Genomic DNA, 25,910 nt, shown 5'->3' with positions numbered 1-25,910 from the left:
GGCAAGCAGGCCGACCTGGTCGTGCTCGACTCCGAGGGCTACGACCTGGTCGCCGTCATGCGCCGCGGCCGCTGGGTCCTCGGCGGCGAGCGCTTGCTGCCCCGGGCCGGCTGACCGGCGGGGTGGCGGAGCCGCGGTCCGCGGTCCGCCGGTGTCCGCAGAGCTGCTGGAATCCCGGGTCGGTGCGGAGGAGCTCGGCGTACGTGCCGGTGGCGGCGGCCGTGCCGTCGGAGAGCATGACGACGGTGTCCGCCGCTGGACAGGCGCACCCCGCGTTCCCCGACCTCGGTGTCGAGGCCCGCCGTCAGGCCGTGCACCTTCCCGGTGAGGTTGACGAGGTCGAGGACCTCCCAGAGCCGGTCGTCGGTGACGTCCGGGGCGGCGTAGCAGAGGTTGTCCCGCAGGGTGCCGTGCAGGATCGGGCAGTCCTGTTCGACCCAGCCGAGGTGTGAGCGCCATTCCGCGAGGCCGAGGTCCGTGGCGGGCCGCCCGTCGATGCGGATGCTGCCGCTCCACGGCTCGTAGAAGCGGTTGATCAGGGCGAAGGCGGTCGACTTTCCGGCCCCGGACGGGCCGACCAGGGCCACCAGCGCGTGCGCGGGAACGGTGAGCGACAACCCCCGGAGGACCGGCGCGTCGGGGCTGTAGCCGAACCGCAGATCGCGGATCTCCAGCGAAGGCGCCGACGGCGGGCCCTGGTCCGGTTGCGGTCCGGAGGTGGTGCGGCCGGCCGTTGTCGCCCCGCTGCCGTCCTCGGTGGGCGCGCAACTGCCGCCAGGCGGTCACCGGGTGGCGGCGGAAGAGCGTGTGCAGATAGGCGGCGCCCCCGGTGAACAGCTCGTCCGCCCCGTGCCCGGCCAGGTGCCGGGTGGCGCCGTGCTCGACCAGGTGCCCGCCAGCTCTGCTGGCGGGCTGTTCTGCACGAGTCGGCGGCCGCCGGTGCGCCCGTCGCCCGGTCGCTCATCCTCCGGCGTCCGCGGTGGGGCGCCGGGCACCGCTTCGGTGTCGAGGGTCGCGATCACCGCCGGGCCCGAAGTCCACGTGCTGTCGGCCGAGTCGAGTCACCGATGGCGGCGGTGCTCACAGCTCCGTCGGGTAACCGCTCCGGGGAGGCTTGGCGTTGGCGAGCTGTCGCCGGGGCGCCCGAGGGGGGCGGGACGGGGACTCGCGTGACGGCGAACGCGGCGGAGTCCAGGCCGGGGTGGTGGTGGTCTCCGGGTCGGCGGGCGGGCTGCGCAGGGCCTGGGCTTCGATGGCTTCGGCGAGACGCCGCAGGGCGATCCGGACCTGCGTGCTCTGTCCGTCGCTGAGTGCTCCGAGGACCTGTTGCTCGATGGCCAGGCGCTTGGGCATGACGTCGTCGACGGCGGCCGCGCCCGCGTCGGTGATGAAGACCAGCGCCGCGCGCCGGTCCGCGGGATTCACCGTCCGGACGACGAGGGCGCGACGTTCCAGCTTGGCCAGTGCCTTGCTCAGCGCGGCCGGCGACCGCCCCATCGAGGCGGCGAGGCGGCGCGCGATCGTCGGCTCGGTCGAGTGGCGGAGGTGGTAGAGCACGTCGAACTCCGATGAGCTGACGGCCGCCGCTTCGAACACTGGTTCAAGGAGGAACTCCAGCATCGCGTGGGCGTGTCGGAGGCCGCCGATGATCTCCATCGACGAAAGGTCGAGGTCAGGACGGCTCTGTACCCACAGCTGCCATACCGCCTGCGTTTCATCCATTCGTGCACATGCTCCAACTTGTTAACCGGTAACCTTTCAGTTACCGTATGACACGTGGCCCGCTTCGAGCTGGGCGACCTGGGCACGCTCATCGGAGACTTGTCCGGTTTCTTGCTCTCTGTGTAGTTGATCTGCTCATGTCATATGAGCCTGGACCGCGACATCCCGCCCGATAGCTTCTCGTCTATGACCGGAGCTGAGGAAAGTGTCACCATGGTCATCGCACATGTCCCCGTCATCCCGTTCCCTGGAACGAATCCGGGATTGGGCTACCTCCGGCAGATAGTACTGGACCGGAATAGCTCGGTGTCCAGCCATTTGCGCGCGTCGGCGTCAAGCAGATCGGACCGGCAGCTTGCCGGGCCCGCATCGCCCGGCAGCGCGCCGAGAAAGTCGAGTTGACGCCGCGGCGGGCATGAACTCGCCGTACTGCTCGAACACTTCGAACGGCCCGAAGCGGAACGCGTCGGCGTGACCGGCTCCGCACGGGCGGCCCGCCGCGGTCGCCACGGGCCGCCGTCGCCCTGCGTACCGAGGCCGGTCACCGCGCCCCGGTACGCCTTTCACGGATCCGCCGCGGGCTGATCGCCCGTGGTTCGTCACCGAATTCAGAATTTCTCCGGCGGTCGCCCGCCGACCCCGAAAAATCCGCATGGCCAGATTCCGGGAAAAGGTTTCCGCGCGCTATGACCGATCGCTTGGGATTCAGTCTCACTCAATTGCGCTACTTCGTCGTCTCCGCCGAGATCGGCAACATCTCGGAGGCGGCGGAGAAGCTGTGCGCCTCGCAGTCGACGGTCTCGTCGGCGATCATGCGGCTGGAACGTCAGCTCGGTGTTCAGCTGTTGCTCCGTCACCATGCCCGTGGGGTCTCCCTGACGCCGAGCGGTCGCCACCTGCTGCGGGAGGCGCGCGCGTTGCTGGGGCAGGCCAGGAGCCTCAAGGCACAGGGCGACGCCCTGGCGGGCGACACGGCAGGCCAGCTCGACGTCGGGTTCTTCTTCCCGATCGCCCCGTTCCTGCTGCCGCTGGTCCACCGTTTGGCCGGGGAGCGGCACCGGGCGCTGGAGCTGAACCTCCACGAGGCGTCCGCCGACCGGTTGCTGGAGTTCCTCCGGGACGGCCGGTGCGAACTGGCGGTGACGTACGACTTCCTGGCGGGCGACGCCAGGTTCCACCCGTTGGTCGATCTGCCGGTGCACGCCCTGCTGGCGGATGACGACCCGTCGGGCCTGGCCGGCCCGCTCGCTCTGGACGAGTTGGCCGGTCGACCGCTGGTCGCCCTGAACGTCCCGAGCGTGCTCCGTCACGCCGAGCGGATGTTCTCCCGCGCGGGCGTCCGCATGCCGCGGGTGGTGAAGGCGGCGAGCATCGAGACGCTGCGCGGCCTGGTGGCCGCCGGTGCCGGGTTCGCCTTGATGTATCAACCCGCCCGAACCGCAACGACGTTGGACGGGGGCAGGGTCCGCGAGGTCGAGCTGGTCGGAGACCTGCCGCCCGCGACCCTGGGCGCGGCCGTGATGCCCGAGCTGGCCATGAGCAGCCGCGGCAGGGCGTTCCTGGACGTGCTCAGATCCGCGGTCGCGGTCGGGGCGAGCCGGGGGCAGGTCGGGGCGGGTCGGGCGCAGGTCAGTGCAGGTCAGCAGGTAGTCATGGGTTGAGGGAGCGTCGTGCTGGCAGTCATCTTCGCTGGTCAGGGAAGTCAGGAAAAGGGAATGGGGGCAGAGGTCTTCGAACGGTACCCGGGGCTGGTCCAGTACGCCTCGGACGTGCTGGGGTACGACCTGGTCTCCTTGTGCACGGAGGACCCGGACGGCCTACTGGGCCGCACGGAGTACACCCAGCCGGCGCTGTTCGTCGTCAACGCGCTGCGGACCTTCGAGCGGGTCCACCACGGGGACCGGGAGGCGGACGTCTACCTCGGGCACAGCCTGGGCGAGTACAACGCGCTGCTCGCGGCCGGGTCCTTCGCCTTCGAGACGGGGCTGCGGCTGGTCGCCAAGCGCGGCGAGCTGATGGCGGCGGCCTCCGAGGGCGGCATGACCGCCGTCATGAACACACCGCCCGGGCAACTGCTGGAGATCCTCGCGGAGGACGGCGTCGACGGCGTCGACATCGCCGGCCTCAACACCGGCTCGCAGGTGGTCATCGCGGGCACCCCGCCGGTCCTGGACGCGGCGCACGCCTGCCTGGAGCGCCGGGAGATCCGCTTCGTACGGCTCAAGGTGAGCGCGCCCTTCCACTCCCGGTACATGGAGTCGGCCAGGGTGCGGTTCGCCGAGTTCCTGACGGAGTTCGAGTTCGCCGATCCCGACACCCCCGTCATCTCCAACGTCACGGGCCGGCCGTACGAGTCGGGACAGGTGACGCGCATGCTCACGGAGCAGCTGGTCGCCCCGGTGCGCTGGACCGACAGCGTCCGCGGGCTGCTCGACGGCGACGCCGAGCTGGAATTCACCGAAATCGGGGGCCTGGCCCTCACTCACATGGTGTTCAAAATCAGGGCTGGAGTCTGACACATGGCAACCACGACGGACACGATCCGGCTGTACCTGGAAGACCGTTTCCTCTTCGAGTTCGACGACGTGATCACCCCGGACACCGACCTGTTCAAGGCGGGGGTCATCGACTCGTTCGGCTACGTCAGGATGATGAAGTTCCTGGAGTCCGAGTTCTCCGTCGAGATCTCCCCGGAGGACATCCTCGTGAACGTCTTCGTCTCGCTCACCGCGATCGACGAGTTCGTCACCAAGAAGATCTCCGCGAAGTAGAAGGACGGATCATGTGCGGGCTGGCTGGTTTCCTCTCGACCTCGCTGCACCCCGGTGCCACCGCCGAGGTCATCACCTCGATGCTGTCGAACATCCACCACCGCGGGCCGGACGAGGCGGGCTACTACCTCGACGACGGCATGGCCATGGGGGCGGTGCGGCTGGCCATCGTCGACCTCGCCGGTGGCTCGCAACCCATGTCCGACCCCTCCGGGCGCTACTGGATCTGCTTCAACGGCGAGATCTACAACCACATCGAACTCCGCGCGGAACTGGAGCGCCTCGGCCGCCCGTTCCGCACCGACCACTCCGACACCGAGGTCGTGCTCCAGGCCTGGATCCAGTGGGGGTCGGACTGCTTCACCCGGTTCAACGGCGCGTTCGCCGTCGCCATCAGGGACGCGGCGACCGGTGACCTGGTGCTGGCCCGCGACCGCTACGGCAAGCGCCCGCTGTTCTACGCCGACGCGGGCGGGGACTTCCTGTTCGCGTCCGAGATGAAGGCGTTCCGCGCCTTCCCCGGCTTCCGCTTCGAGTTCGACCCGAGGGAGCTGGCCACCACCTACGCCGCGTGGACGCCGCTGCCCGACCGCACGCCGTTCCGGGGCGTGCGCCAGCTGCCGATGGGCTCCGTGTTGACCATCAGCGCGGGCCGCCGCTCGCTGCGCCCCTACGAGGACCTCGACTTCGACGTGCCCGGCTTCGACGGCACCGAGGCCGAGGCGATCGACATGCTCCGGCAGACCCTGCGCACCAGCGTGGAGCTGCGGCTGCGCTCCGACGTCGAGGTCGGCGTCTACCTGAGCGGCGGCCTGGACTCCTCGATCGTGACGAGGCTGGCCACCCAGCTCTCCCCGTACGAGGTCCGCACCTTCTCGGTGGCGTTCCAGGACAAGTCCTTCGACGAGTCCGACAGCCAGCGCCTGGTCGCCGAGCACCTGGGCACCCTGCACACCGCCGTCCCGATCACCAGCGAGGACATCACCGACCACTTCCCGGCCGCCGTGTACCACGCGGAGGTTCCGACCTTCCGCACCTCGTTCGTGCCGATGTTCCTGCTGTCCCGGCACGTCCGCGACGCCGGGATCAAGACCATCCTCAGCGGCGAGGGCGCCGACGAGGCCTTCCTCGGCTACTCGCTGTTCCGCGAGACCCTGCTGCGCGCGCGGTGGAACGAGCTGACCGACGGCGAGCGCCGCACCCGGCTGGCCGGCCTGCACCCGGAGCTGGAGCACTTCGGCTCCGCCCACCAGGCCCACCTGCTCGGCCTGTACCAGCAGTTCTCGGTGGAACGGCTGCCGGGCCTGTTCTCCCACGAGATGCGGTACCAGAACGGGAGGTTCGCGGCCCGGCTGCTCGCCGACCGGATCGACCCGTTCGCCGACCTGCTCGACCTCGTCGCCGGGACTCCCGGCTACGCGGACATGACCGCGATGCACAAGGCGCAGTGGCTGGAGTACAAGACGCTGCTGCCCGGATTCCTGCTGTCCACGCAGGGGGAGCGGGCCGCGCTGGCGCACAGCGTGGAGAACCGCTGCCCGTTCCTCGACCCCGCGGTGGTGCGCGCGGCCGCGTCGGTGAACCTGCGCTACGACGACGGCCAGGTCGAGAAGGCCATCCTGAAGAAGGCGTTCCGCGCCGAGCTCCCGGAGTGGACCACCAGCCGCCCCAAGCAGCCCTACCGCGCGCCGGGCAGCGCCGCCTTCAAGGAAAGCCGCCCGGACTACCTGGAACTGCTGCTGTCCGACCACGAGTTGGCCGGGATCGGCTGCCTGGACGCGAAGTTCGCCCGGCGCCTGGTCGACAAGGTCATGACCTCGCCGGTGGAGGAGGTCAGCACCAAGGAGGACCAGACCTTCCTCTACCTGCTGACGACCGCCGTGCTCCACCAGCAGTTCGTGCGGGGCGGCGGTACGGCGCCGGCCGGAGCGTCGAGCGCCGCGCTGAACCTGCGGGTGACCGTGGACAACCGCCGTGCCGTGCAGCGAGTGGGGGAGAGCCGATGAGTACCGACGACATCGCGATCATCGGGCTGGCCCTGCGGTTCCCCGGCTCCGACACCCTCGTCGAGCTGTTCGACCACCTCGCGGCCGGACGCTCGCTGATCACCGAGGTGCCCGCCGAACGCTGGTCCAAGGAACGCTACTTCGGCGATCCGCGCGGCGGCGAGGAGAAGACGTACAGCGTCTGGGCCGGGTTCGTCGAGGACGCCGACCGCTTCGACGCCGCCTTCTTCAACATCTCCCCGCGCGAGGCGGAGACGATGGACCCGCAGCAGCGGTTCGCGCTGGAGCTGGCCTGGAAGGCCATCGAGGACGCGGGCTACCGGGCGGGCGAACTCGCGGGCAGCCGCACGGGCGTCTTCATGGGCCTGTGCCACGGCGACTACGCCGAGCTGATCGAACGCGACGACGTGCCGACCGACGCCTACTTCCCGACCGGCACGGCCTACTCGATCGTCGCCAACCGGCTGTCCTACTACTTCGACTTCCACGGCCCCAGCATCGCCAACGACACCGCCTGCTCCAGCTCCCTGGTCTCGCTCTACGAGGCCGTCGCCGCCCTGCACAACGGCGACTGCGACCTGGCGCTGGCCGGCGGCGTGAACCTGTGCTGGTCGCCGAAGCTGTTCGTGGCGTTCAGCAAGGCGAGCATGCTCTCGCCCACCGGCCGCTCGCACGCCTTCGACCAGGACGCGGACGGCTTCGTCCGGGGCGAGGGCGGCGCCGTCCTGCTGCTCAAGCCGCTGGCCAGGGCGCTGGCGGACGGCGACCCCGTGCACGCGGTGATCAAGGGCGTCGGCACCAACCACGGCGGCAAGACCAACTCGCTGACCGTCACCAACCCGGCCGCCCAGGCCGCGCTGATCGAGGACGTCTACACCCGCGCCGGTGTGACGCCCGAGACGGTGAGTTACATCGAGGCCCACGGGCCCGGCACGCCGGTCGGCGACCCGATCGAGATCGTCGGCCTCAAACGCGCCTTCCAGAGCCTGCACGACGCCCACGGGACGTCACCGCGGCCGGACAGCACCGGCATCGGCTCCATCAAGACCAACATCGGCCACCTGGAATCGGCCGCGGGCGTGGCCGGCGTGGTCAAGGTGATCGGCGCGATGGCCGCCGGGACCCTCCCGGCGACGGTCAACTTCCGGACCAGGAACCAGCTGATCGACCTGGACGGCAGCCCGTTCTACATCGTCGGCGACACCCGGCCGTGGCCGGGCGGCGACGGAGTGCCGCGCCGGGCCGGCGTCAGCTCGTTCGGGTTCGGCGGGACCAACGCCCACGTGCTGCTGGAGGAGCACGTCGGCGGGCCGGCCGACCGCACCACCGAGCCCGCGGGGCCGTACGTCGTCCCGCTGTCGGCGAAGAACCTGGAGCGGCTGCGGGTGCTCGCGGGCGGCCTGCGGGACCACCTGCTGGCACCGGAGACCGCGCTGCGGCCGCGCCAGGCGCTGGCCGACATCGCCCACACGCTCCAGGTCGGCCGCGAAGCGATGCGGGTCAGGGCCGTGTTCCTGGTCTCGGACCGGGAGCAGCTCGCGGCCGCGCTGGAGTCCGTCGCGGACGGCGAGGTGCGCAACCCCGCCGGGGCCGGGGCCGAACTGGTCGCGGCGGCGCAGGACTGGGCGAACGGGGGCGGCGCCGACTGGCCCGGGCATCCCGGGGCGCGTCGCGTCCGGCTGCCGACCTACCCGTTCGCCCGGGACCGGCACTGGTACGTCACGCCGCCCGTCGAGGCGCCGGGCGCCGCGCTGCTGCACCCGCTCGTCCACCGCAACACCTCCGACCTGGCGCAGCAGCGCTACACCTCCACGTTCACCGGGGCCGAGCCCTTCCTGGCCTCGCACCTGGTCCGCGGCCGGCGGGTGCTGCCCGCGGTCGCGTACCTGGAGATGGCGCGCGCCGCCGTGGAGCGCGCGGCGGCCCGGGAGGGGGCCGTCCGGCTGCGCGACCTCGCGTGGCTGCGGCCGATCGTCGTCGGCGAACCGGTCGACGTCGACCTCGCGCTGACGCCGCGCGAGGACGCGATCGCGTTCGAGTTCCGGCAGGGTGAGACGGTCCACAGCACCGGCACCGCCGAACTGGTCACCCTGCCGGACCCGTCACCGCTGGACCTGGACGCCCTGCGCGCCGCCTGCCGCACCACCCGCGGCACCGACGAGGTCTACGCCGCCTTCCGCGCCCAGGGCCTGGAGTACGGCCCGGCCATGCGCGCGCTGCGCGGGCTCCGGCTGGGCCGCGACGAGGCGATCGCCCGCATCCGGACCACCGGCGCCGACGGCTGCGTGCTGCCGCCGAGCGTCCTGGACGCCGCCTTCCAGACCTCCGTGGTCCTGACGGGCGCCGCCGCCGGCCCGACGCTGCCCTTCACCCTCGACGAGCTCCAGGTGTACCGGCCCTGCCCCGCCGAGACCTGGGCCTGGGTGCGACGCAGCGCCGGCTCCGGGTCGCTCACCACCTTCGACATCGACCTGTGCGACGGCGACGGCGTGATCAGCGCCAGCCTGCGGGGGCTCGCCCAGCGCACCACCGACGCGGGCCCGCGCGTCGTCACGGCGACCACCCGGTGGACCGACCGGCCGCTGGACGCGGACGGCGGCGCCACCCGCACCGCGCACCTCCTGACCCTGCCGGAGATCACCCGGGCGAGCCCGGCCGACGGCGTCGACGCCGCGACCGAGCAGGTGTTCGCCGAGGTCCAGCAGGTGCTCGCGTCCTCTCCCCGGACCGGGCACCGCTTCGTGGCCCTGATCGACGCCCGGGTACCGACCCACTTCCACGCACCGCTGGCGGGCCTGTTCCGCACCGTCGCCCTGGAGAACCCGCTCGTCTCGGGCCGGGTCGTCCGGGTCGCCGGCCTGGACGCGGCCTCCGCCGAGCAGCTCGCGCGGATCGTGCGGGAGGAGTGCGCCGACGACTCCGCCGACACCGAGGTCCGCTACACCGCCGACGGCACCCGGCAGGTGCTGGAGCCCGTCGAGACGCGACTGGACGCCGGACCGCAGGTGCCCGCGCTGCGGGCCGGCGGCGTCTACTGGGTCACCGGCGGCCTGGGAGGCATCGGCCGCCACCTCGCCCGCTACCTGGGCCGCGCGGGGGCGACGGTCGTCCTGAGCGGACGCTCCCCGGCGGGCTCGGTGGACGCCCTGCGCGCGGAAGGGGTCGACGCGCACTACCTGCCGGTCGACGTCGCCGACGCCGCAGGCGTGCGCGTCGCGGTCGACACGATCGTGCGCGAGCACGGGTCGCTCGACGGCGTCGTGCACGCGGCCGGCCTGCTGCGCGACCAGTACCTGCTGCGCAAGGACCTGGCCGACGTCCGCCTGGTGACGGCGCCGAAGGTCCGCGGCACGCTCAACCTCGACGCCGCGACCCGCCACCTCGACCTGGAGTTCTTCGCGCTCTTCTCCTCGGTCGCCGGCGTCTACGGCAGCCCGGGGCAGTCCGACTACTCGGCGGCCAACGCCTTCCTGGACGCCTTCGCCCGGCACCGCCGGACGCTGGTCGACGCGGGCGAGCGCAGCGGCCGGACCGTCGCGATCAGCTGGCCGCTGTGGGCCGACGGCGGCATGACGCTGGACGAGGTCACCCGCGACTCCCTGCGCCGCGAGCGCGGCTGGGAGGACCTGCCCACCGAGGACGGGCTGCGCGCCTTCGGCCGGGCCCTGCTCGCCGACGCCCCCGCGCACCTCGTCGTCGCCTACGGCGCCAAGGCCACCCTGGCCGCGCAACGCCGGGCGGCCCCGGCCCCGGCCCCCGCGGCCCCGGCCACCGCCTCGTCCGCCACCGCTGCTCCGTCAGGCGGCGCGGGCGAGGGCGACCTGCTGCAGCGCACCGAGGAACTGCTCAGGGGGGTCGTCGCCGAGGTCCTGCGGCACGACCCGGAGCACATCGAGTCGGCCACCAACCTCATCGAGTACGGCATCGACTCGCTGAGCATCCTCGGGGTGACCGCCCAGCTGGAGAAGGTGTTCGGGCCGCTGTCCAAGACGATCTTCTTCGAGTACCTGAACATCGCCGAGGTGGCCGCGCACTTCGTGGAGACCAGGCGGGCGCAGCTGGAGGCGGTGCTGGGGGCGACCGGTCCGGCCGGAACCCCGGAAAGCCCGGAAACCGCGGAGACCCCGGAAGCCTTGGCAGCCCCGGTCGTTCAGACCGAGGCCCCCGCGGTCCAGCCCGAGGCCCCGGCCGCCCGGTTCGAGGCCCCGGCCGCGTCCGCCGTCACCGTGGTCCGCGAACCCGCGCGCGACGACCGGCACGACATCGCGATCATCGGAGTGTCCGGGCGCTACCCCGGCGCCGACACGATGGACGAGCTGTGGGAGCTGCTGGAGAACGGCCGGCACACCTTCGAGGAAGTGCCCGCCGACCGCTGGGGCCACGAGGCCATCCACGACAGCGACCGGTCCGTCCGCGGCAAGAGCGTGATCCGGACCGGGACCTTCCTCCGCGACCTCGACAAGTTCGACCCCCGCTACTTCCGCATCTCCAAGCGCGAGGCCGAGCAGATGTCCCCGGAGGTGCGGCTGTTCCTCCAGTCGGGCGTGGAGGCGCTGGAGGACGCCGGCTACTCGCGGCAGACCATCCACCGCCGCTACCAGGGCGACGTCGGCGTGCTCGTGGGGACCATGAGCAACCACTACAACCTGTACGGCTTCCAGAACAGCCTGACCAGGGGCGCGCCGCAGAGCGGCAGCTACACCGGGACGCTGCCCAACATGCTGTCCTACTTCTACGGCCTGACCGGGCCGTCGATCTTCCTGGACACCATGTGCTCCGCCTCGTCGACGTGCGTGCACCAGGCCGTGCAGATGCTGCGGGCCGGTGAGTGCCGGATGGTCGTCGCGGGCGGCGTCAACCTGATGCTGCACCCGTACAACCTGATCACCTCCTCGGAGGAGCACTTCACCACCGGCACCTCCGACGTGATCCGCAGCTTCGGCCACGGCGTGGACGGCACCATCCTCGGCGAGGGCGTCGGCGCGGTCGTGCTCAAGCCGCTGGTCGACGCCGAGCGCGACGGCGACCACGTGTACGCCGTGATCAAGGGCACCGCCCTGTCCAACGCCGGGACGCGCAACGGCTTCACCGTGCCGAACCCGGGCATGCAGGCGCACGCGATCCAGAAGGCGATCGAGGACGCCGGCGTCGACCCGAGGACGATCGGCTACGTCGAGGGGCACGGCTCGGGCACCGCGCTGGGCGACCCGATCGAGGTCCGCGCCCTGACGTCGGCGTTCCGCAAGTACACCGAGGACCGCCAGTTCTGCGCCCTCGGGTCCGTCAAGGCCAACATGGGGCACCTGCTCGCGGCGGCCGGCATGATCGGCCTGGCGAAGGTGCTGCTCCAACTGAGGCACGGCAAGCTGGCGCCGTCCCTGCACAGCACGGAGCTCAACCCGGACATCGACTTCGCCGACACCCCGTTCCAGGTGCAGCAGAAGCTCGCCGACTGGCAGCCGATGGTCACCGAGGTGGACGGCCGCCAGGTCACCCACCCCCGGCGGGCCGGCATCACCTCGATCGGCGCCGGCGGCATGAACTCGCACATCATCCTTGAGGAGTACCCCGAACGGCCGGTGCGCCAAGAGCCCTTCGGTGAGCAGCTGTTCGTGTTCTCGGCGATGAACGAGGCCGCGCTCGGGCGCTACCTGGCCGTCTTCCGCGACCACCTCGCCGGGGCGCGGGAGGCCGACCTCCCCGACATCGCGTACACCCTGCGGGTCGGAAAGAACGAACTGCCGCACCGCTGGGCGTTCGTGGCGGGGGACCGGCGGTCCGCGCTGGCGGCCGTCGACGGCTACCTGGCCGGGCGGCGGGAGCTGCCCGCGCACGAACTCGCCGCCACCTGGGCCGGCGGCAAGAGCGTCGACTGGGACCAACTGCCGACGGCACGCCGGGTGTCGCTGCCCGCCTACCCGTTCGAGAAGGTGCGCTGCTGGATCGAGCAGACCGACGGCGCACCGTCCGTGCTGGCCCCGCTGGCGCTGCGCGAGCGGCTGCACCCCTTCCTGGGGCGCAACGAATCCGACGTCCGGGGCCTGCGCTACGCCCTGGACGTCCACCTCACCGACCTGCTCGACTACGGCTACCGGCTGGCCAAGGCGCCGACCATCGTGCCCACCTTCGTGGTGGACCTCGCGCTGGCCGCCGCGAAGGTCAGCGGGTTCGCCGCCGAGGCGTCGGTCCACGACCTGCGCGTGCTGCGGCCGGTCGACTGGTCCACGACCACGCGGCTCGTCACGGAGTTCGCCGACGGCCACGGCACCGTCCGGACCGGGGACGGGACGGCGGCGGTCGAGTTCACCGTGCGGGGGGCGGCCACGGCGCCGTCCGGCCGGGTCGAGCCGGCCGGACTGCGGGAGGTCCTCACCCGGGAGCAGTTCCTGGCCGAACTGGCCGAGGGCGGGCTGGACTACAAGCCGGCCTCGTGCGCGGTCGAGGGCGTGTTCCGCGCGCCGGACGGCCGGACGGTGCTGACCATCGGCAGTCCCGCGTTCCAGCAGGACCACGTCCGGCGCAACGTCACCGTCGAGCCGTTCGTGCTCGCGGCGATCGCCCAGGGCGTGCAGTGGGAGGCCAAGCGCGCCGGGGCGCCGGACTGGACCCTGGTCGCGCTCAACCAGGTCGGGGAGATCCGGGTGCGGGCCGGTTCGCCGGTCACGTACGTGGTCCTCGGCGACGACCGGATCCTGCTGGTCGGGGGCACGGGCGAGGTCGTCGGGGAACTGGCCGGGGTGCGGCGCGGTACCGGAGGGGTGGCGCCGGGCGACCGTCCGGCGCCGCAGGCCCGCCCGGTGCGAGAGCGGGAGCCGGTCGTACCGGCTGAGCAGGATGTACCAGTGGTGTCGGCGGTGTCGGGTGTCGTGGACGTCCTGCGCTCCATCGCCGCCGAGATCCTCAAGTTCGAGCCGGAGGAGCTCGACCCGGGTACCGGACTGGACGCGTTCGGCTTCGACTCCATCTCGCTGGTGACCTTCGCGAAGGAGATCCACGAGCGGTTCGGGGTCGTGGTCAGCCCGGCGGTGTTCTTCGACGTCAGCACCCTGGAGGCGCTGGGCGCCCACCTGGTCGACGAGCACGGTGCCACGGCGAAGGCCGAGGTGAAGGCCGAGGTGAAGGCTGAGGCCGGGGTCAAGATCAAGGTCGAACCCCAACCCCAGCCCCAACCCCAGTCCCAGCCCCAGCCGGAGTCGGAGCCGGTTCGCACCGGGCCCGACCCGCGCCGGCCGGTCGCCGTCATCGGCGCGGCCGGGCGCTTCCCGGGCGCCCGCGACCTGGACGAGTACTGGGCGAACCTGCTGGCGGGCAAGGACTCCGTCACCGCGTTCCCGCTGCACCGCTACGACGAGGAGCAGCGCAAAGCCATCGAGGCCCAGGACTTCCCCCAACGGATCGGAGCCCTGGACGACATCGACGCCTTCGACGCCAGCTTCTTCCGCATCCTGCCGCGCGAGGCCGAACTGATGGACCCGCAGCACCGCCTCGTCCTGGAGACGGTCTGGCAGGCGCTGGAGGACAGCGCGTACCGACCCGCCGACCTGCCGACCAACACGGGCGTGTTCATCGGCGTCACCGGCAACGACTACGCGACGCTGCTCGCCACGCTCGGCGTGCGACCGGACGCCTTCACCTCGACCGGCACCACGCACTCGATCCTGGCCAACCGCATCTCCTACCTGCTCGACGTGCGCGGCCCGAGCGAGCCGATCGACACGGCCTGCTCCAGCTCGCTGGTGGCGGTGCACCGCGCGATCGAGGCGATCCGCTCCGGCACCTGCGACCTGGCCGTCGCGGGCGGGGTCAACGTGCTGCTCAGCACGGACACCTTCGTCAGCGCGCACCGCGCGGGCATGCTCAGCCCGGACGGCCTCTGCAAGACCTTCGACGCGGGCGCGAACGGCTACGTCCGGGGCGAGGGCGTCGGGGTGGTGGTGCTCAAGTCGCTGGCGGCGGCGGAGCGCGACGGTGACGCGATCCTCGGGGTGATCCGGGGCAGCGCGTACAACCACGGCGGCCGGGCCAACTCGCTGACCGCGCCGAACGCCGACGCCCAGGCCGAGCTGGTGACGGCCGCCGTCGGCGATCTCGACCCGGACACCATCGGCTACATCGAGACCCACGGCACCGGCACGGCCCTCGGCGATCCGGTGGAGGTCCGGGCGCTGCGCACCGCGTTCCGCCGGCTGGGCCGCAGCGACGACGGGGCGTGCGGCCTCGGCTCGGTCAAGACCAACATCGGCCACCTGGAGTCGGCCGCGGGCATCGCCGGGCTGCTGAAGGTGCTGCTCGCGCTCAAGCACGGCGTGCTGCCCGCGACTCAGCACCTCCAGGAGGTCAACCCGTACATCGAACTGGCCGGCGGCCCGTTCCACATCGTGCGGGACAACGAGGCCTGGCCGCGCCCCCGCAGCGGTGCCGGCGGCCCCGCGCCGCGGCGTGCCGGGGTGAGCAGCTTCGGGTTCGGCGGCGTCAACGCCCATGTGGTCGTCGAGGAGTACGTACGCGGCGACCGGGACGGGGAGGGCGACGGCGGGCCGGTCGCGGTGCCGCTGTCGGCCCGCACCGCCCGGCAGCTGACCGACCGGGCCCGGGGCCTGCTCGCCTACCTGGAGTCCCCGGAGTCGGAGCAGGTGTCGCTGCAATCCATCGCGTGGAGCCTCCAGGTCGGCCGCGAGGAGATGGCGGAACGGGTCGGCTGGGTCGTCTCGTCCCGTTCCGAACTCGTCGACGGGCTGCGGGCGTTCGTCGCCACCGGCGAGCGCGGAGCCGAGCCGGAGCCGATCGGGCGGTGGGTCGGCGGGGGCGCCGTCGACTGGCGTTCGCTGCTCGGCGACGGCACGCCCCGGCGCGCGCACCTGCCCGGATACCCGTTCGCCCGGGACCGCTTCTGGGCCCCCGGCACCCGGCAGGAGAGCGGCACGACCCTGCTGACCGCCCGCTGGACGCCGACGCCCGCCGCCGCGACCGGCCGGTACGACCGGCGCGTCGTCGTGCTGTGCGGGGTCGACGGGGAGGTACCCGAGGCGATCCGCCTCGACACGGTCAAGCAGCGGCCGGAGAGCCGGTTCCGCGACCTGTCGTGGCAACTGCTGGAAACCGTCCGCGGCCTCGACGCCCGGGACGGCACCACGCTCGTCCAGGTCGTCACGGCGGACCTCGCTCTCGCGGGCCTGCTGCGGACCGTCACCAAGGAGAACCCGCGGATCGTCGGCCAGGTCATCGGCATCGACGGCGTCCACGGCACCGACCTGGCCGCCGCCGTCGCGGAGAACGCCCGTGCCGCCGACGACCTGGTGCTCTACCGCGACGGTGTCCGGCACACGCGCAGCTGGGCCCCGGCCGAACTCCCGGGCCCGGGTGCGGGAACGGCCTCCGGCAAGCCCTGGCGGGACGGCGGCGTGTACCTGATCACCGGCGGGGCCGGCGGGATCGGCGCCTCGACGGCCCGGCGCATCGCCGCCGACGTCCGGCGGCCGACCGTCGTACTGGCCGGCCGCTCGCCGCAGGACGGCCGGATCGACCGCCTGCTCGCCGAGCTGCGGCAGGCCGGCGCGGACGCGAGGTACGTGCGCGCCGACGTCTCCCGCTGGGAGGAGGTGCGGCACCTGGTCGCCGAGGCGGGCGCCGTCACCGGCATCGTGCACGCCGCCGGCGTGGTGCGGGACTCGCTGCTCGCGGACAAGACCGCCGAGCAGTGGGACGAGGTCCTCGCGACCAAGGTGGACGCCCTCGTGCACCTCGACCGGGCCACCGGGCACTGCCCGCTGGAGTTCGTGCTGACCTTCTCCTCGGGCGCCGCTGTCACCGGCAACCCGGGGCAGTCCGACTACGCGACCGCCAACGCCTTCCTCGACGAGTTCGCCGCCGCGCGCAACGCGCGGGTCGCCGAGGGGCTGCGCCGCGGGCGCACCCTGTCCATCGCCTGGCCGCTGTGGGAGGACGGCGGCATGCAGGTCGGCGAGCGGACCCGGGCCTACCTGTGGGAGGACCGGGGGCTGGCGCCGATGCCCACGGAAGCCGGGCTCACGGCGCTGGTCGACGCCTGGAACGCGGGGGCGGACCAGGTGTGGGTGCACCACGGCGACCCGACGCGGGTGCCGACCGGGACACCGGCCCCGGCCGCCGCGCCGACAACTCCCGCGCCGACGGCTCCCGTTCCGGAGGCTCCCGTCCGTGGCGCCGACCCGAACGTCCTCGGCCACCTCCTCGCCCTGTTCGCCGAGGTCAGCGGGCTCGCCCCGGGCGCGGTCGACCCCGACCGCCCGCTGGTCGACATCGGCCTGGACTCGGTGATGGTCATCCAGCTCAACCGGGAGCTGGTGCGGACCTACCCCGAGGTCTCCTCGACGATCTTCTACGAGCACCCGACCCTGCGGGCCGTGGCCGGTCAACTCGCCGGCCTCCGGCGGGAACCGGCGCGCCGGCAGGCGGCCACGGCCGACCAGCCGGTGGCGGGCGACCAGCCGGCGGCGACTGCCGAACAGCGGGCCACCAGCGCTCGGCCGACCGCCGTCCCCGACCGGCCGGCGCCCGGCGCCGACGAGCCGATCGCGGTGATCGGGCTGAGCGGCCGCTACCCGGGCGCCGCCGACCTGGACGAGTTCTGGGAGAACCTCACGGCGGGCCGCGACTGCGTCCGCGAGGTGGACCGCTGGCCGCTGGACGGCTTCTTCGAGCCCGACCGCAACACGGCGGTGGCCACCGGCCGCAGCTACAGCAAGTGGGGCGGCTTCCTGGACGACTTCGCCGCGTTCGATCCCCGGTTCTTCGGCATCGCCCCGCGCGACGCCTACGCCATGGACCCGCAGGAGCGGCTGTTCGTGCAGGCGGCGTGGGAGGTGCTGGAGGACGCCGGGTACACGAGGGCGCGCCTCGCCGAGCGCCACGGCCACGGGGTCGGGGTGTTCGCGGGCGTCACCAAGGTCGGCCACGCCCGGCACGAGGTGGGCCGGCTGCCCTCGGGCGAACTCGTGGTGCCCGGCCTGTCGTTCGCCTCGCTGAGCGCCCGCGCCTCCTACCTGCTCGACCTGCGCGGGCCGAGCCTGACGATCGACACCATGTGCTCGGCTTCGCTGACCGCGATCCACGAGGCGTGCGAACAACTCCGGCGCGGCGCCTGCGAGGTGGCGATCGCCGGTGGCGTGAACCTCTACGCGCACCCGCTGGACTACGTCGAGCTGTGCCGCTCCGGGATGCTCTCGCCCGACCAGCACTGCCGCAGCTTCGGCACCGGCGGCCACGGGTTCGTGCCCGGTGAGGGCGTCGGGTGCGTGCTGCTCAAGCCGCTGTCCCGCGCGGTGGCCGACGGGGACCGCGTGCTCGCGGTGATCCGGGGCTCCAGCGTCAACCACGGCGGCCGTTCCACCGGCTACACCGTGCCGAGCCCGGTCGCCCAGGCCGATGTCGTCCGGCGGGCGCTGGACCAGGCCGGGGTCTCCGCCCGGCAGGTCGGCTACGTCGAGGCGCACGGCACCGGCACCGAACTGGGCGACCCGATCGAGATCACGGGCCTGACCAAGGCCTTCGAACGGGACACCGCGGAGCGGCAGTTCTGCGCGATCGGCTCGGTGAAGTCCGGCATCGGCCACCTGGAGGCCGCGGCCGGGGTGGCCGGCCTGACGAAGGTCCTGCTCCAGCTCAAGCACCGGCAACTCGTCCCGAGCCTGCACGCCGAACAGCTCAACCCGAACATCAGCTTCGAACGGACCCCGTTCCGGGTCCAGCGCGAACTGAGCCCGTGGCACTCCGACGGCCCGCGGATCGCGGCGGTGTCCTCCTTCGGTGCCGGCGGCTCGAACGCACACGTGATCGTCGAGGAGTATTCCGTGCAGCCCACCGACGGCGCGAGCAACGGCGCCGAACAAGCCCGACAACCCCAACAGGCCGAACAGGCCGAACACGTCGTCGTCCTCTCCGCGAGGACTCCCGACCAGCTCACGGCGTCCGTCGACCGGCTGGCCGGATTCCTCGACCGCAACCCGGACACCGCCCTCGCCGACCTGGCCTTCACGCTCCAGGTCGGGCGGGAGGCGATGGCCGAGCGGTACGCGGTCGCCGTCTCGTCGACGGCGGAGCTGAGGGCGGCCCTGAGGGGCGGCCGGGGGCACCGGGGCACCGCCGGGGAATCCGGCGGACTGCTCGCCGAAATCACCGGTGACGGCGACCTCCAGGAACTGCTGGTCCGGCAGTGGATCGCGGCCGGCAAGCTGTCCAAGCTGGCAGCGCTGTGGGCGGCCGGCGCCGAGGTGGACTGGGAGCGCCTGCGCCAGGGCGCGCCACGCCGGGTGGTGTCGCTGCCGACGTACCCGTTCGCCAAGGAGCGGTTCTGGATCGGCGACCTGACCCGGCAGACGCCGGCACCCGCGCTCGCGGTCGCACCCGAGCCCGTGCCGACGCCCGCACCGATCGCGGCACCGATCGCGGCGCCGATCGTCCAACCCGCCGTCGCGCACAGGGGATTGGACGAGATCGTGCCCGCCGTGGTGCGGGAGAAGATCGCCCGCGCGCTGGCGATGGAGGTCGAGGAGGTCGAGGGCGGGCTGGCGTTCGCCGACTACGGCCTGGACTCGATCCTGGCGATCCGCGTGGTGGACCAGCTCAACGGCGCGCTGACGCTGGACCTGCCGACGAGCGTGGTCTTCGACTACAGCACGGCCGACCGGCTGGCCGAGCACCTGCTCGCCGAGTACCGGGGCGTCATCGTCCACACGGAGGGCGCGACGGAGCCGGCCGACGAACGGGAGAGCGCCCCGCCACCGGTCGTGCGGCCCGCACGGCCCGTGGCGGCCGGGCAGCCGGACAGCGGCACCGGGAGCGCGGAGCGCGGACCGATCGCGGTGATCGGCATGAGCGGCCGGTTCGCCGGCGCCGACTCGCTGGACGAACTCTGGACGCACCTGGCCGACGGCGACGACCTGGTCACCGAGGCGACCCGGTTCGACCTCGACGGCCTGAGCACCTGCACCCGGGGCGGCTTCCTCGACCGCATCGACGAGTTCGACGCGATGTTCTTCAACATCTCCGGCACCGAGGCCGCGGTGATGGACCCGCAGCAGCGGCTGCTGCTCGAAGAGTCCTGGAAGGCCCTGGAGGACGCCGGCTACGCGGGCCGGATGGGCCGGGCGCGCTGCGGCGTCTACGTCGGGGCGTGGGCCGGCGACTACCAGGGGCTGCTGGATCCGGAGGCGCCGGCGCAGACCCTGTGGGGCAACATGACCTCGGTCATCCCGAGCCGGGTGTCGTACTTCCTCGACCTCAAGGGCCAGGCGATCGCCGTCGACACGTCGTGCTCCAGCTCGCTGGTGGCGATCGACCTGGCCTGCAAGGACCTGTGGTCCGGCGAGACCTCGATGGCGCTGGCGGGCGGGGTGTTCCTCCAGTCCACGCCGCGGCTGTACCGGCTCGCGGGCCGCGCCGGGATGCTGTCGCCGACCGGCCGCTGCCACACCTTCGACCACCGCGCCGACGGCTTCGTGCCCGGCGAGGGCGTCGGGGTCGTGGTGCTCAAGCGGCTCGCGGACGCGCTGGCCGACGGCGACCACATCCACGGCGTGATCAAGGCCAGCGGCGTCAACCAGGACGGCGCCACCAACGGGATCACCGCGCCGAGTTCGGTGTCCCAGGAGAGCCTGCTCGGCGAGGTGTACGAGCGGTTCGGCGTCGACGTGGAGCGGATCGGACTCGTCGAGGCGCACGGCACCGGCACCAAGCTCGGCGACCCGATCGAGTTCCAGGCGCTGAACCGGGCGTTCCGCGCCCGCACCGACCGGACGGAGTACTGCGCGGTCGGCTCGCTGAAGACCAACATCGGCCACACCCAGTTCGCGGCGGGCATCGCGGGCGTGCTGAAGGTGCTGTTGGCGATCAAGCACCGGAAGATCCCCGCCTCGCTGCACTTCGAGACCGCCAACGAGGCGATCCCGCTGGTGGGAAGCCCGTTCTACCTGAGCACCCGCACCCACGACTGGGAGAGCCCCGCCGGGGTGCCGCGGTGCGGGGTGGTGAGCTCCTTCGGCGCCAGCGGCACCAATGCGCACCTGGTGATCGAGGAGGCCCCGGCCGTCGCCGACGCCGTCGCGCGCACCGCCGTCGCGCCGCGGACGGACCACGTGGTGGTCCTCTCGGCGCGGTCGGAGGAACAACTCCTCGAACAGCGGAGCCGATTGGCGCTCCACGTCCGCGCCCACGCGTCGATCGACCTCGGTGACCTCGCCTACACCCTGGCCGTCGGCCGGGAACGCTTCGCCCACCGCTTCGCCTGCGTGGTCCGCGACCGCGACGAGCTGGTCCAGGTGCTGGACGGCACGGTCCCGGCCCGGCTGCCCGACGACGACCTGGCGCCCGCCGAGGGCCGACGGATCCCGCTGCCGACCTACCCGTTCGCCCGCGACCGCCACTGGGCTCCGACCGCCGGCAGCAGCAACGGCGGCACCGGCAACGGCGGCACCAGCGGTGACGGCACCGGCGTCACGCTGACCCGCACGGACGGCCTGCTGCGCGACCACGTGGTGCAGGGCCGTCACCTCCTTCCCGCGGTCGCCTACCTCGAACTCGCCCGCAAGGCGCTGGGCGCCACCCGGGTGCGGATGCGCAACGTCACGTGGGTGCAGCCGCTGGAGGTCTCGGACACCCCGGTCGACGTCCGGGTCGAGGTCCGCGCGAGCGAGCAGGGCGGGCACCGGTTCGAGATCGGCACCGGCTCCACCGTGTGCTGCGAGGGCGCCATCGCGTCGTCCGACGCCCCGCGCCCGGCACCGGTCGACCTCGCCGCGCTGCGCGCGGACTGCCGGGAGACCGTGTCCGGCGAGCGGATCCACGAGGCCCTGGTGGCGATGGGCATCGACCACGGCCCGAGCCTGCGGGCGATCCGGCAGGCGCACGTCGGCTCCGGTCTCGTCCTCGCCGAACTGGCCCTGCCCGGCTCGGCGGAGCCCGGACCGCTGGCGCCCGCGATGCTGGACTCGGCGATCCAGGCGGCCGTCGCGCCCCACCTCACCGGCATGCGGGACACCGCCGTGCCGTTCGCCCTGGACCGGCTCGACCTGTACGCCCCGTGCCAGTCGGCGATGTGGGCCGTGGTGCGAGGCGGCGCGGCCGGGCCGCTCGACAAGCTCGACATCGACCTGGTCGACGCCGACGGCGCGGTCTGCGTGCGGCTGACCGGCTACACCTCGCGCCGCACCGTCCGGAGCGAGCCCGCGCTGTACGCGCCCGTCTGGGACCCGACCACCGCCACCGACGCGCCCGTACCCGCTCGCACCGACCGGGTCCTGGTCGTCGGCGGACCGACACCGCTCGACGGCGCCCTGACCTGGCCGCTGCCGCCGTCCGCCTCCGTCGAGGAGGTGACCGCCGCACTGCGCGACCTCGGACCGGTCGACCACCTGGTCTGGACGGCGCCCGAGCCCAAGCTCGACCCCGTCGACGCCGCCGGGTACACGGCCGCCCAGAACGACGGCGTCGTCGCCGCGTTCCGCCTGATCAAGGCGCTGATCGAAGCCGGGTACGACGCCCGGCCGCTGGGGATCACGCTGGTCACCACCCGCGCGCTCGCCACCCACGCCGACGACCCCGTCCAGCCGGCGCACGCCGGGCTGCACGGCCTGTTCGGCTCCCTGGGGCGCGAGTACGAGCAGTGGACCGTCCGGCGCGTCGACCTCGACGGCCCCGACTGGCCCGCCGACCTCACCGCCCTGCCCGCCCGCTCGTCCGAGGACGCCTGGGTCCGACGGGCCGGCCAGTGGCTGGCCCGGCACTGGGCGCCGTGCGAGACGCCCGCGCGACCGGTCTACCGCGAGGGCGGCGTCTACGTGGTGATCGGCGGCGCCGGCGGCCTGGGCACCGCCTGGACCCAGCACGTGGTGCGGCAGTACGGCGCGCACGTCACCTGGATCGGCCGCAGCGCACCCGACGCGGCCATCGAGGAACGGCTCCGGTCCGTCCAGGGACGCGGCACCGTCCGCTACCTCAGCGCCGACGCCGGGGACCCGGCGGCGCTGCGCCGGGCCGTCGGCGAGGTCAGGGAGCGCCACCCGCGGATCGACGGGGTCGTGCAGGCCGCGCTCGTCCTGCGGGACAGCACCTTCGCCCGGATGGACGAGGCCACCCTGCGCGCGGGGCTGGCGGCCAAGGTCGACGTCACGACGGCGATGGCCGAGGTCTTCGACGGCGAGCAACTGGACTTCGCCGTGCTGCTGTCGTCGATGCAGTCCTTCACGACGGCGGCCGGCCAGGGCAACTACGCGGCCGGCTGCACCTTCAGCGACGCCTACGCGCACGCGCTCGGACAGCACTGGGACACCCCCGTCAGGGTCATGAACTGGGGATGGTGGGGCAACCTCGGGAGCGTCACCTCCGAGTTCTACCGGGAGCGGCTGAGCCGGGTCGGCCTGGTGTCGATCGAGCCGCGCGAGGGGCTCGCCGCCCTGGACGCCCTGCTCGGCGGGGAACAACGGCAGCTGGCCTTCGTGAAGACCAACCAGCACAACACCCTGGCGAACTTCGACCGCGCCACCCAGGTCACCGTGCACGGCCGGACGCCCTCCCGGGTGCGCGGCGAGCTGTTGCTCGCGCCGGAGAGCGTGGACGGCCTGATGGACGAGGTCGTGCGGTGGCGCCGGACCGAGCGGGACCCGTGGCTGGCGAAGGTCCTGGCGGCCCAGCTGGCGACCGTCGACCACACCGCGATCCTGCCGGTGTACGCCGACTGGCTGGAGCACGCCCGGCGGGCCACCGTCCCGGCCGGGCCGGCGGAAGGCGTGCTCGCGGAGACCGTGCTCGCGCAGTGGGACCGGCAGTGCGAGTCCTGGTCGGCCGACGCCGACCGCAAGGCCGAACTGCGGCTGGCCTCCGCCATGCTCCGGGCGCTGCCGGACATCGTGACCGGCCGGACCAGGCCCACCGACATCATGTTCCCGCGCGGTTCGGTGGAGCTGGTGGAGGGCTGCTACCGCAACAACCACGTCGCGGACGTGTTCAACCGCGCCATGGCCGGCGCCGCCGTCGCCGTCGTGTCGGAGCGGCTGCGCCGTGAACCGGGGGCGCGGCTGCGGATCCTGGAGATCGGCGCCGGCACCGGCGGCACCAGCGCCGGGATGTTCGCCGCGCTCAAGCCGTACCAGGAGAGCATCGAGACGTACGTCTACACGGACCTCTCCAAGGCCTTCCTCAACCACGCCCGCGCCACCTACGGGCCGGGCGTGCCCTACCTGGACTGCCGACTGCTCAACATCGAACGGCCGCTGGCCGGGCAGGACGTCGGCGAGGGCGGGTTCGACCTGGTGATCGCGGCCAACGTGCTGCACGCGACCAAGGACACCCGCAACACCCTGCGCAACGCCAAGGCCGCGATGCGGGCCGGCGGGTGGCTGCTGCTGAACGAACTGTCGGCCTTCGACCTGTTCAGCCACGTCACCTTCGGGCTGCTGGAAGGCTGGTGGCTGTTCGACGACCGGTCGCTGCGGATCCCGGGCTCGCCGGCGCTGTCGCCGGAGAACTGGCGGGACGTGCTGGCGGGGGAGGGCTTCGGGACGGTGGTGTTCCCGCTGTCGCAGGCGCTGCCGCTGGGACAGCAGGTCATCGCGGCGGAGAGCGACGGGGTGGCCCGGCAGGCGGTCGGGACCAGGCCGAAGGGCGTCACCCGGCCGGCGGCTGCTGCGGCGCCTGTCGCCGTGCCTGCTGCGGTACCTGCTGCGGTGCCTGCCGTGGTGCCGACGCCCCGGCCGGAGCCCGCGCCCGCCCCGCCGGCCGCGAGCCACGCGCCCGCGCCCGCTCCCTCCGCCGCACCGGCGTCGCGCTCCGACCTGTCCGCGCTCATCCTCGACAAGGCCGCGGCCGTGCTCGGCATCCCGGCCGAGCGGATCGACACCGCGGCCCCGCTCACCCACTACGGCCTGGACTCGATCCTGGTCCTCCAGCTCACCAACGCCCTGCGCGAGGAGTTCGGTGACGACGTCTCCGCGACCCTGCTCTTCGACGTCGAGACCGTCGACGGCCTGTGCGCCCACTTCGCCGGTGCAGGGGCCGCCGCGACGGCCACGGCGGATGCCCAGGCCGGCCCGGCGGGCGAGCGGTGGAACCTCTCGTGCGGCCAGCTGACCATGTACCGCGACCAGCAGCGCTCGCCGGAGTCGACCGCCTACAACCTCCCGCTCCTCTTCGAGATCCACGGCGAGCTGGACGAAGCCGCCCTGGAGCGGGCGGTCCGCGCCCAGAGCGGCATCCATCCGGTGCTGAGCGCCGTCTTCGGCGAGCGGGACGGCGTGCCGTTCATGGACATCGACCCGGGCCGGGCGCCGTCCTTCGAACGGGTCGACCTCACGGCCACCAAGCGCGCCGCCCAACTGGCCGGGCTGCGGGACTTGGTGAACCTCCCGTTCGACCTGGCGACGGGCCCGCTGGTCCGCGCGCACCTGGTCTCCCTCGCCGGGCGGCGGCGCCTGCTGCTGATCACCGCGCACCACATCCTGCTGGACGGCACGTCCACGGCGGTCCTGATCCGCACGCTCAAGGAGGCCTACCAGGGCCGGGGGAGCCTGAGCCGCGCCGGCTACGGCGACTTCGTCGCCTGGGAGGAGGCGCTGCTCGCCGGCCCGCGCGCGCGGCAGCACCGGGACTACTGGCTGCGGGAGCTGGCAGGTCATCGACCGGCGCTCGCGCTGCCCTACGACCGGCCGTACGACCCCAAGCGGATGCCCCGGGTGGACGTGGCGACGGTCAAGCTGCCGCCGCCGCTGGCCGCCGCCCTGGCCGACGCGGCGCGCGAGCACCGGGTCAGCGTCGCCACCGTGCTGTTCGCGACGTACGTGCGGTTCCTGCACCGGCTGACCGGGCAGGACGACCTGGTCCTCGGCATGACGGCGGTCGCCCGCTACGAGGAGCGGTTCCAGGACGTCGTCGGCCAGTTCGCGAACTGCCTGCCGATCCGCTGCACGGCCGTCGGCGGCTTCCCCGAGCTGCTGAAGTCCCTTCAGCGCAAGGTGGTCGGCGGCATCGAGCACGGCGGCTACCCGCTGCTGGAGATCGCCCGGGCCGTGGGCGCGGACGACGAACCGCTGGTCCTGACCAACTTCCTGTTCCAGAACTTCGACGGCGCCGACCTGCTGACCAACGCGGCCCCGGCCGCGCCCGGGGAGTTGGACCTGCGGCTGTTCGACGACCTGCCCTACGCCGGGGAGTACGTCCTCGCTGCCGAGTCCTACCGGGACGGCGAGGGGTTCAAGGTCTTCCTCAAGTACGACGCGAACGTCTTCGACGAGGCCACCGCGCGGCGCATGACGGAGGAGTGGTACGCGGTCATCCGCAGGGAGCTGGGAGCTTCGGATGAGGAGGACCTGGGGTGGCCCGCCGCTCGTACGCCAAGTTCGGCAACGCCGACTACGGCATCTGGTACCGCTTCGCGGCCGTGCTG

The 25,910-nt window shown here is 72.9% G+C and carries 7 protein-coding genes; 5 read left to right on the top strand and 2 right to left on the bottom strand.

Annotation, left to right across the window (positions count from 1 at the left end; translation table 11 throughout):
• Window positions 1-38 precede the first annotated feature (38 nt).
• Together AB0O82_RS35710 and AB0O82_RS35705 are read right to left on the bottom strand one after the other, a co-directional pair.
• Window positions 39-617, bottom strand: a complete 579-nt coding sequence (locus tag AB0O82_RS35710; protein ID WP_363588728.1) for an ABC transporter ATP-binding protein — start codon at window positions 615-617, stop codon at window positions 39-41.
• 463 nt (window positions 618-1,080) lie between these two features.
• Window positions 1,081-1,722 carry a MarR family winged helix-turn-helix transcriptional regulator gene (locus tag AB0O82_RS35705; protein WP_363588726.1) on the bottom strand — a complete coding sequence of 214 codons (642 nt, stop codon included), beginning with the start codon at window positions 1,720-1,722 and terminating at the stop codon, window positions 1,081-1,083.
• A gap of 686 nt (window positions 1,723-2,408) precedes the next feature.
• Here AB0O82_RS35705 and AB0O82_RS35700 point away from each other — a divergent pair.
• The 5 genes from AB0O82_RS35700 to AB0O82_RS35680 form a co-directional block, all read left to right on the top strand.
• Complete coding sequence (locus AB0O82_RS35700; protein ID WP_363588724.1) at window positions 2,409-3,383, top strand: LysR substrate-binding domain-containing protein; 975 nt, start codon at window positions 2,409-2,411, stop codon at window positions 3,381-3,383.
• A 9-nt stretch (window positions 3,384-3,392) separates the two neighbouring features.
• Window positions 3,393-4,238 carry an acyltransferase domain-containing protein gene (locus AB0O82_RS35695; RefSeq protein ID WP_363588722.1) on the top strand — a complete coding sequence of 282 codons (846 nt, stop codon included), beginning with the start codon at window positions 3,393-3,395 and terminating at the stop codon, window positions 4,236-4,238.
• 3 nt (window positions 4,239-4,241) lie between these two features.
• Window positions 4,242-4,493, top strand: coding sequence for a phosphopantetheine-binding protein (locus AB0O82_RS35690; RefSeq protein WP_350884062.1), 252 nt, complete (start codon window positions 4,242-4,244; stop codon window positions 4,491-4,493).
• Between the two features lie 11 nt (window positions 4,494-4,504).
• The gene (gene asnB, locus AB0O82_RS35685; RefSeq protein WP_363588720.1) at window positions 4,505-6,499 is read left to right on the top strand and encodes an asparagine synthase (glutamine-hydrolyzing); all 1,995 of its coding nucleotides are present in this window, start codon (window positions 4,505-4,507) and stop codon (window positions 6,497-6,499) included.
• Window positions 6,496-25,910: SDR family NAD(P)-dependent oxidoreductase (locus AB0O82_RS35680; protein WP_363588718.1), on the top strand; the 19,415-nt coding region annotated here is incomplete at its 3' end. The genes asnB and AB0O82_RS35680, both read left to right, overlap by 4 nt.

It is taken from the genome of Kitasatospora sp. NPDC088264 (genome assembly GCF_040685715.1).
Classification (GTDB): domain Bacteria; phylum Actinomycetota; class Actinomycetes; order Streptomycetales; family Streptomycetaceae; genus Kitasatospora.
This window is presented reverse-complemented; position numbering and strand designations above follow the sequence as displayed.